General features: G+C 69.0%; 10 protein-coding genes, 1 tRNA gene and 2 pseudogenes. 12 read left to right on the top strand and 1 reads right to left on the bottom strand.

Annotated features, from left to right (window positions below; genetic code table 11):
- Positions 1–413: pseudogene (locus VGB60_RS11305) on the bottom strand (tRNA (adenosine(37)-N6)-threonylcarbamoyltransferase complex transferase subunit TsaD); the annotation flags it as partial.
- Between the two features lie 43 nt (positions 414–456).
- On the opposite strand from VGB60_RS11305, the gene hemC reads away from it, so the two are divergent.
- The 12 genes and pseudogenes from hemC to VGB60_RS11250 all read left to right on the top strand — a co-directional run.
- The gene (gene hemC, locus VGB60_RS11300; RefSeq protein ID WP_331038353.1) at positions 457–1,401 is read left to right on the top strand and encodes a hydroxymethylbilane synthase; all 945 of its coding nucleotides are present in this window, start codon (positions 457–459) and stop codon (positions 1,399–1,401) included.
- Positions 1,398–2,078 (top strand): uroporphyrinogen-III synthase, encoded by a 681-nt coding sequence (locus VGB60_RS11295; RefSeq protein ID WP_331038354.1) that lies wholly within the window; start codon positions 1,398–1,400, stop codon positions 2,076–2,078. The genes hemC and VGB60_RS11295 overlap by 4 nt, the downstream gene beginning before the upstream one ends.
- 39 nt (positions 2,079–2,117) lie before the next feature.
- Positions 2,118–2,193 (top strand) — tRNA-Thr (locus tag VGB60_RS11290).
- Between the two features lie 77 nt (positions 2,194–2,270).
- A pseudogene (locus VGB60_RS13335) lies at positions 2,271–2,420 on the top strand (helix-turn-helix domain-containing protein); the annotation flags it as partial.
- 112 nt (positions 2,421–2,532) lie between these two features.
- Positions 2,533–2,847, top strand: a complete 315-nt coding sequence (locus VGB60_RS11285; protein ID WP_331038352.1) for a hypothetical protein — start codon at positions 2,533–2,535, stop codon at positions 2,845–2,847.
- 11 nt (positions 2,848–2,858) lie between these two features.
- The gene (locus VGB60_RS11280) at positions 2,859–3,002 is read left to right on the top strand and encodes a hypothetical protein (RefSeq protein ID WP_331038351.1); all 144 of its coding nucleotides are present in this window, start codon (positions 2,859–2,861) and stop codon (positions 3,000–3,002) included.
- A gap of 16 nt (positions 3,003–3,018) precedes the next feature.
- Positions 3,019–3,483: a hypothetical protein gene (locus VGB60_RS11275; protein WP_331038350.1), complete on the top strand. Its 465-nt coding sequence runs from the start codon at positions 3,019–3,021 to the stop codon at positions 3,481–3,483.
- A 57-nt stretch (positions 3,484–3,540) separates the two neighbouring features.
- Positions 3,541–4,734 (top strand): methionine adenosyltransferase, encoded by a 1,194-nt coding sequence (gene metK, locus VGB60_RS11270; RefSeq protein ID WP_331038349.1) that lies wholly within the window; start codon positions 3,541–3,543, stop codon positions 4,732–4,734.
- Between the two features lie 108 nt (positions 4,735–4,842).
- Entirely contained in the window at positions 4,843–5,541 is a 699-nt protein-coding gene (trmB, locus tag VGB60_RS11265; protein WP_331038348.1) for a tRNA (guanosine(46)-N7)-methyltransferase TrmB, read from the top strand.
- Between the two features lie 32 nt (positions 5,542–5,573).
- On the top strand, positions 5,574–6,086 hold the full coding sequence (locus VGB60_RS11260; protein ID WP_331038347.1) for a DUF1993 domain-containing protein: 513 nt from the start codon (positions 5,574–5,576) through the stop codon (positions 6,084–6,086).
- A 147-nt stretch (positions 6,087–6,233) separates the two neighbouring features.
- Positions 6,234–6,779 (top strand): ribosome maturation factor RimP, encoded by a 546-nt coding sequence (gene rimP / locus VGB60_RS11255; protein WP_331038346.1) that lies wholly within the window; start codon positions 6,234–6,236, stop codon positions 6,777–6,779.
- Between the two features lie 4 nt (positions 6,780–6,783).
- Positions 6,784–7,460: transcription termination/antitermination protein NusA (locus VGB60_RS11250; RefSeq protein WP_331038345.1), on the top strand; the 677-nt coding region annotated here is incomplete at its 3' end.

Below are 7,460 nucleotides of genomic sequence, written 5' to 3'. Positions count from 1 at the left end.
CCCTCCAGATGGTTGACCGCGATCAGGGGCAGGTCGCGCGCCAGCGCCACCGCCTTGCCGTAGCCGAGGCCGACCATGACTCCGCCGACCAGTCCGGGGCCGGCGGTGGCGGCGACGCCGTCGAGTGAGTCCCAGCCCAGTCCGCTCTCGGCCATGGCGCGGCGGACCACGCCGTCGATCATCTCCACATGGCTGCGCGCCGCGATCTCCGGCACCACCCCGCCGTAGGCTGCATGATCATCGGTCTGGCTGTGAACCACGGCCGAGAGAACCCTGGCCTCTCCGTCGGGCCAGAGGCGCACGACCGACGCTGCCGTCTCATCGCAGCTGGTCTCGATACCGAGCACGGTCAGGTCGCCGGACCGCCCGGTTGCCCCTGTCCCATCGCTGCTATAGTCGGCGGGCCTGCTCATCGGGTCGAGGTAGCGACCCCGTTCTTCCGGCGCAACGACTCTCATGGCCCACCTCGTCCGCATCGGCACGCGCCGTTCCCGACTGGCGATGACCCAGTCGGGCATGATGCAGCGCGCCATCGGTCGGGCTCTGGGCGTCGCGGACGCCGATCTGGCCGAGGCGGTGCCGCTGGTCGAGATCGTCACCACGGGCGACCGCATCCAGGACCGGCGGCTGATGGAGATCGGCGGCAAGGCGCTGTTCACCAAGGAGATCGAGGAGGCTCTGATCGCCGGGCGCGTCGACGTCGCCGTCCATTCGATGAAGGACGTGCCCGCCGAGCCGCCACCCGGCCTGTGCATCGCCGCCGTCCCGGAGCGCGAAGACCCGCGCGACGCCTTCGTCAGTGAGGCCTTCGCCTCTTTTTCGGACCTGCCGGTCGGCGCGCGCCTCGGCACCGCCTCGCTGAGGCGGCAGGCGCAGGCCCTCGCGCTGAGGCCGGATCTGAAGATCGAGATGCTGCGGGGCAATGTCGACACACGGCTGCGGAAACTGGCCGAGGGCGAGTTCGACGCCATCCTGTTGGCGGCAGCCGGGCTGAATCGGCTCGGATTCGAAGCTGTCATCCGCGAACGGCTGTCGCTCGACGACTTCCTGCCGGCGCCGGGTCAGGGCGCCCTGGCGCTCCAGACGCGCGACGAGGACGCCGGCGCCGACTGGGTGGCGGCCCTGAACCATCCGCTGACCGCCATGGCCGTGTCCGCCGAGCGTGGCGCGATGACCGCGCTCGAGGGCTCGTGCCGCACCGCAATCGGGGCCCATGCGCTGGTCGCCGACGGTCGGCTGCGCCTGACCACGGAGATGCTCGCGTCGGACGGGTCGGCGCGATGGCGTCGCGCGGGGGAGATCGCTGTCGGCGGGGACGCGGACGCCGCGGCTCGCGCATTGGGCTGTCGTCTCGGCGCGGAGGTGCATGAGGCGGCGGGAGACCAGAGGGTCCTGCCCTGAAGCGGCTCCCCCGGGTCTGGGTCACGCGCGCCGAGCCCGGCGCGGGGGAAACGGCGGCCCGGCTCCGCTTGCTGGGGTACGAGCCGTTGGTCACGCCCCTGCTGGCGATCCGGCCCATCGCGCAAGCCGCGCCGGAGCTCGACGGCGTCGGCGCTCTCATATTCACAAGCCGCAACGGCGTCGACGCATTCGCCCGGCTTTGCACCGGGGGGCGGCGCCTGCCGGTCTTCACCGTGGGCGCGGCTACGGCGGAGGCGGCGACGGTCGCGGGGTTCGTCGACGTGCGTTCCGCCGACGGCGATGTTGCCGATCTGGCCCGACTGCTCGAGCGGGCGGCGCCCGCCGGCGGCCGGCTGCTGGCGCCGGGCGCGGCCCAGCCCGCCGGCGATTTCGCGGCCCTCCTGCCCGGCTCGATGCGCGTCGAGCGCCTGCCCGTCTATGAAGCGGTGGAAACCGGAGCGTCATCGCCCTCGGCGTTCGCGGGGGTGCTGGTTCACTCTCCGCGCGCGGGCCGTGCGCTGGCGCGGCGCGGGCCCTTCTCCGGCGGAACGGCGGTCGCGATATCCGCCGCCGCCGCGGAAGCGCTCGGCGCCTCCGGCTTCGAAATCCGCCTCGCCGCCCGGCCCGACGAGCCGTCGCTGCTCGCGGCGCTTGGCAAGGCGGTTCCCCCCGTATAAAGAGCCCCTCTCGCGCGGGCCGCCGCCCGCCGCGCCAAGGCCGCTTTAGCTCAGCTGGTAGAGCATCGCATTCGTAATGCGGGGGTCAGGTGTTCGAGTCACCTAAGCGGCACCACTCCTCCCATCGAAAAGTCCCTGATCTGGACGGTGTCTGCGGAACGGCCTAGCTGTACCGTAGTATCGGAGTGGTCGATGGGTCTGGGCCTCAGCGCGCGTCAGGAAGAGTGTCTGAGGCTGACCGCCTTCCTCACCGACAAGGAGATCGCCGTCCGGCTTTCGCTGTCGGAGGCGACCGTCAAGAAGCATGTCCACGAGGCGTGTCGCCGTCTCGGCGTCAATCGCCGCAAGGCCGCGCTGGCTCTCCTGGAACGAAACGTACCAGAGCCTACGAAAGACCCCATGGCGGCCCCCCCGCCCCCCGGCTTCAGTGCCGGGAAAGGCAGGGAGTCAGACAATGTCATTGCAGCCATCGGCAGGGGCCCGGCAGACGCGGGCCAAGGCGCTTCCCCATTGGACGTGGGACGACCTGGAGGCGGCGCTGGAGGGGTTCAGCCCGCTCGGCGCGGAGGACCCGGTGCGGGCGCACCTGATGCGCGGGCTGGCGGACGACGCGGAAGAAGCCTCCCCGAGAGAACTGCTGCAGCAGGTTCTGAGCGCGGGATGGGTGATGGCGCAGGTGGGGGCGCAGAGTCACGGCCCGGGTCCAGGAAGGAGGGGCGCAGGCTCGGCTACCGGCCGCCGCCAAGGGGCTGGGCTGTCCGCCTCCTGATCGTCCTGGCCATGCTGGTGTTCGCCGCCGTGATGATGCGGGCGATCGCGGACACCGTCGTCGCCTACCAGAACCAGGTGCACGTCATCGACCGGAACGTAATGAGGGACGCCGGCCGCTACCCCACGAAGGACGAGGCGCCCTCGCGCCCCTGATCCGCGGAGACGGCCGATGGCGCCCTTCCAGTTCTTCTTCCTGCTGCTTAGCCTGGCGGTGTTTCCGCTGTGCTGGCTGCGCGGGGGGCATACCGAACGTGCGGGCGTCGCGATCCTGTTGAGCAGCTATCTGCTGACGTACGTCGTGCATGGGATCACGCTGCGCGGCTTCCTGATCGGGGACGCGACGATCGATCTGGGGGTCCTCGCCGGCTTCGCCTGGCTGGCGGTCAGGCGCGATCGGTGGTGGACCCTGCTGGCGACGGCCTTCGCCGGCCTGACGATGATCGCCCACATCCTGATGTTCGCCACGCCGGATCTTCAGGAGGCGCATATCCGCGCCGACGTCGCCTCGCGATGGGGACTGGGCGTGATGCTGGTCCTGTGCCTGGCCGCCGGCGTGGGCGAGCGCTGGATGGCGGGAGAGCGTCCGGTCAGCGACGGCGCGCGCTGGCGACGGGCCCCGAAAACGGTCACTTGAACATATAAACATATCTTTATATGTCTGGCGGCCGCTGAACCTCCCGGAGCCGTCCCCTTGTCCCGTTCTTCGTTCCTGTTCACCTCTGAAAGCGTCTCCGAGGGCCATCCCGACAAGGTCGCGGACCGCATCTCCGACACTGTCGTCGACCTGTTTCTCGGCAAGGACCCCTATGCGCGGGTGGCCTGCGAGACGCTGACGACGACGAACCTTGTGGTGCTGGCCGGCGAAATCCGCGGCCAGGGCATCATGGACACGGACGGCGCCTGGGCCCCGGGCGTCCAGGACGAGATCGAGGCCGCCGTCCGCGCCGCGGTGCGCGACATCGGCTACGAGCAGTCCGGCTTCCACTGGGAGAAGTTCGAGTTCATCAACCGCCTGCACGGCCAGTCGGCCGACATCGCGGTCGGCGTCGACGCGGCCGGCAACAAGGACGAGGGCGCCGGCGACCAGGGCATCATGTTCGGCTATGCGTCCAACGAGACGCCGGAGCTGATGCCCGCCACGCTGCAGTACAGCCACAACATCCTGAAGCGGCTGGCCGAGGTGCGTCACGGCGGCGAGAAGCGGCTTGAGCCCGACGCCAAGAGCCAAGTCACGATTCAGTACGAAGACGGCAAGCCCGTCCGCGCCACCTCGATCGTGCTGTCGACCCAGCACGCCCCCGGCCTCTCGTCCGCCGACGTCGCCGAGATCGTCAAGCCGTACATCCTCGAGGTGCTGCCGGAGGGCTTCACCGACGAGAACACCGTCTGGCACATCAACCCGACCGGCATCTTCGAGATCGGCGGGCCGGACGGCGACGCCGGCCTGACGGGCCGCAAGATCATCGTCGACACCTACGGCGGCGCGGCCCCGCACGGCGGCGGCGCCTTCTCGGGCAAGGACCCGACCAAGGTCGACCGTTCGGCCGCCTACGCCTGCCGCTACCTGGCCAAGAACGTGGTCGCCGCCGGCCTGGCCGACCGCTGCACCATCCAGATCAGCTACGCCATCGGCGTGGCCAAGCCCCAGTCCATCCACGTCGACCTGCATCGCACCGGCAAGATCGACGAGGCCATCCTGGAAGCCAAGCTGCTGGACCTCATCGGCGGCGCCACGCCGCGAGCGATCCGCGAACACCTCGGCCTGAACAAGCCGATCTACGCCCGCACCGCCGCCTACGGCCATTTCGGCCGCGCGCCGGAAGCCGACGGCGGGTTCAGCTGGGAGAAGACCGATCTGGTCGAGCAGCTGAAGGCGCTGGCCTGAGAGTGATTAGTGGCTAGTGGCTAGTGGTTGGTGGCGCGCCGGGAGCCCTTCACTAATCACTAGCCACTAACCACTCGTCTGTTTCTGCTCGCGCGCTATACAGCCGCCATGCCCCCTTCAGACGATCCCGCCCACCGTCCGCTGCGCTCGTTCGGCCGCATCAAGTCGCGGGCGATCAAGCCGCGGCAGGCCGCGTTGTTCGACACCCTCTTGCCGGCGATCGTTCTGCCGGACCCGAAAGCGGGGCCGCTCGACCTGGCGGCGCTCATGCCAGGGGCGCGCGGCGTGTGGCTGGAGATCGGCTTCGGCGGCGGCGAGCATCTGGCCGAACAGGCGGCGCGCCATCCCGACATTCTGATGATCGGCTGCGAGCCGTTCCTGAACGGCGTCGGCTCGGCCCTGCGGCACATCGACGAGCGCGGGCTGAAGAACGTTCGCCTGCACGCTGACGACGCCCGCGAGGTGATGACGGCCTTGCCGGACGCCTCGCTGGACCGGGCGATGATCCTGTTCCCCGATCCCTGGCACAAGGCGCGACACAACAAGCGGCGGCTGGTTCAGGTCGAGACGGCGGCGGAGATCGCGCGCCTGCTGAAGCCGGGCGGGCGGCTGCGCTTCGTGACCGACTGGAAGGACTACGCCGAATGGGCGCTGGAGCGGTTCGAGCGGACGCCGGGGCTGGAGTGGCGGGCGGAGCGGGCCGACGACTGGCGCGTCGCCCCGGATGATCACGTGGTCACCCGCTATGAAGAGAAGAAGCTGGGCGACACGCCGCCGATCTTTCTGGATTTCGTGCGCACAGCCTGAGCAGTATGGCGGTCCGCACAGGGACCGCCGCAATGACCTTCGCCGTCGAACACCTCGCCCCTTCAATGTTCCTGCGGGGGCTGGGGGCCCTGTCGGGCCTCGTCGACAAGGCGGAGGCGTCCGGCCTCAACGAGGCGGCGGTCATGGAGGCGCGGCTGGCGCCGGACATGAAACCCTTCCCCGATCAGGTCCGGATGGCCTGCTTCTCCGCCCGCAGCTGCATCGCGCGCCTCACGAACCAGCCGTGGCCGAAGACCGACGACTCCGAGTCGACCCTGGCCGAGCTGAAGGAGACGATCGCCCTGTCGGTCGCCTTCATCAAGGCCGCGGAGGCGTCCGCCTTCGAAGGCGCGGAGCAGCGCCGGATCGAGCTGCGCTTCCCCGGCGTGGCGCTGGACTTCGAGGGCGCTGGCTATCTGACCAGCTTCGCCCTGCCGAACTTCTATGTCCACGTCAGCATGGCCTATGCGGTGCTGCGCCACGCCGGCGTCCAGCTGGGCAAGCCTGACTTCCTTGGAAAGCTGGAGTTGGCTTCGCCCGCTTAGGGACGCCGAGGCGGCTTTCGCTCTAAGGGGCTGACAAAGGCTTTCCCGGGAGCTATACGCCCTCCCACATCGTTAGACCGGCGTCCTAACGGCGCCGTTTGAAGCGGCGGCCGTCCGGCCCGCCGCTTTTTGTTTGGACCAAAGCCTTTGAAGGCCAAGACCGCCGAAGACCGCCAGCTGCTGGAGCTGATCGAACCCGTGGCCGAGAGCCTGGGCCTCGACATCGTACGCGTGCGGCTGATGGGCGGCACCCTGCGCCGCCGCCTGCAGATCATGGCCGAGCGGCCCAGCGACCACGATATCGCGGTCGAGGAATGCGCCCGCCTGAGCCGCGCGGTGTCGGAGATCTTCGACGCCGCCGATCCGATCGCGGGCGAATACCTGCTGGAGGTCTCGTCGCCGGGCGTGGACCGTCCCCTGACCCGTAAGTCGGACTTCGATCTGTTCGAGGGCTACGAAGCGCGGCTGGAGACGGACCGCATGATCGAGGGCCGGAAACGCTTCAAGGGCGTGATCGCCGGCACGGACGGCGACAATGTCGCCATGGACCTGGACGGGGAGGAGGACACCGCCCTCATCCCCTTCGACTGGCTGGTCGACGCCAAACTGGTGCTGACCGACGAACTGATGAAGGCGGGCGCCGAGAAGCGCGCCGCTCGCAACGACAACAACGAACCCGAGACCGAGGACTAAGAGCATGGCTGTAGCCGGCGTTTCCGCGAACCGACTCGAACTGCTTCAGATCGCCGACGCCGTCGCGCGCGAGAAGAACATCGACAAGGAGATCGTCGTCGAGGCGATCGAGGAGGCGATCCAGAAGGGCGCCAAGTCGCGCTACGGCGCCCACCACGACATCCGCGCCAAGATCGACATCAAGTCGGGCGAGCTGGCCCTGACCCGTCACGTCACCATCGTCGAGGACGACTGGCAGCCGGAAGACGAGCTGGAAGAGTTCAACGACAGCGCGATGGTGCGCCTGAAGGACGCGATGAAGCGCGACCCCGAGGCCGTCGTCGGCAAGGAATACATCGAGGACCTGCCGCCGTTCGAGTTCGGCCGGGTGCAGACCCAGATGGCTCGCCAGGTCGTCATGGGCAAGGTTCGCGACGCCGAGCGCGCCAACCAGTACGAAGAGTTCAAGGACCGCGTCGGCGAGATCGTCAACGGCACCGTCAAGCGCGTCGAATACGGCAACACTGTCGTCGATCTGGGCCGGGGCGAGGGCATCATGCGCCGCAACGACTCGATCCCGCGCGAGATCTTCAACATCGGCGACCGGATCCGCACCTACATCTACGACGTACGGCCCGAGGCGAAGGGCCCGCAGGTCATGCTGTCGCGCTCGCACCCCGGCTTCATGGCCAAGCTGTTCGC

It is taken from the genome of Brevundimonas sp., from assembly GCF_036399195.1.
In the GTDB taxonomy this organism is placed as follows: domain Bacteria; phylum Pseudomonadota; class Alphaproteobacteria; order Caulobacterales; family Caulobacteraceae; genus Brevundimonas.
This window is presented reverse-complemented; position numbering and strand designations above follow the sequence as displayed.

Coding starts and splice junctions, on each gene's coding strand:
- VGB60_RS11260 (WP_331038347.1), top strand. CDS start 5,574: ATGACCTTCGCCGTCGAACACCTCGCCCCTTCAATGTTCCTGCGGGGG.
- VGB60_RS11280 (WP_331038351.1), top strand. CDS start 2,859: ATGCTGGTGTTCGCCGCCGTGATGATGCGGGCGATCGCGGACACCGTC.
- hemC (WP_331038353.1), top strand. CDS start 457: ATGGCCCACCTCGTCCGCATCGGCACGCGCCGTTCCCGACTGGCGATG.
- VGB60_RS11275 (WP_331038350.1), top strand. CDS start 3,019: ATGGCGCCCTTCCAGTTCTTCTTCCTGCTGCTTAGCCTGGCGGTGTTT.
- trmB (WP_331038348.1), top strand. CDS start 4,843: ATGCCCCCTTCAGACGATCCCGCCCACCGTCCGCTGCGCTCGTTCGGC.
- VGB60_RS11285 (WP_331038352.1), top strand. CDS start 2,533: ATGTCATTGCAGCCATCGGCAGGGGCCCGGCAGACGCGGGCCAAGGCG.